This window comes from Candidatus Nanopusillus massiliensis (assembly GCF_920984865.1).
On sequence record NZ_OV100765.1, the window covers coordinates 511,075 to 511,855 of the forward strand.

The 781-nt window shown below is 21.2% G+C and carries 1 protein-coding gene; it reads right to left on the reverse strand.

The features are described from left to right. Positions 1–129 precede the first annotated feature (129 nt). Complete coding sequence (gene truD / locus LUA84_RS04485; RefSeq protein ID WP_256443551.1) at positions 130–426, reverse strand: tRNA pseudouridine(13) synthase TruD; 297 nt, start codon at positions 424–426, stop codon at positions 130–132. Positions 427–781: the final 355 nt, after the last annotated feature.

The following is a 781-nucleotide window of genomic DNA, read 5'->3' on the forward strand; positions in this document are numbered from 1 at the left end:
TCAAAATAATTGAAATAATATTTATCAAATGTTTCTATATTTTTATTGAATATATTAATTTCTTCATTGCTTAATTCTCTTATAGTTATTCTAAAATAGTTATATTTTATATCAGAAATCTTTAGTGGTTCATAAATGTGCTACATATTTTAAATATACATTCCCAAAATTATATTCATCTTTAAAATCATTAAAATTTCTTATAGCAATATATTNNTCTGATAATGTATTTTTATCTTTTTCTCCTGCAAAATATATTTTTCTTTTTGAAATATGTAATTTCCTTGCAATTATTTTAATTGCATTTATTGTATTTATATTTCTTTTTCTCATTAAAAAATATCTNNATGTTTCCCCCTCTTTCTTTTTATCTAAATCAATTATTTCTTCAACAATAAAATCCTCTGGTTTTTCTTTTATTTTCATTTATATTCTAAANNNCCATTCCCACATTTCCTTTGCTAACTTTCCATCATACATAAACTTATCAATATTAATATTCTTTCTTCTTTCTTGTATTTTACTTAGCAATTCCCATATTTTATTAACAGTATATTCTTTCAATTCTCCTCGTTTTTAATTCACCCATAATATATTTCTCCCTTATTTCCTTTAATTTATTATCATCTTCTTCAAATAATACAGATAAACAAAAATATGAAACATCAATATCAGGATTTCCTCCATATTTTCTATGTTCTTCTNATGTACTTCTTCCACCAGAAAATGCATATTTAAATATTTTATATTTTATTGTATCATAATCATCATCAACAAATAT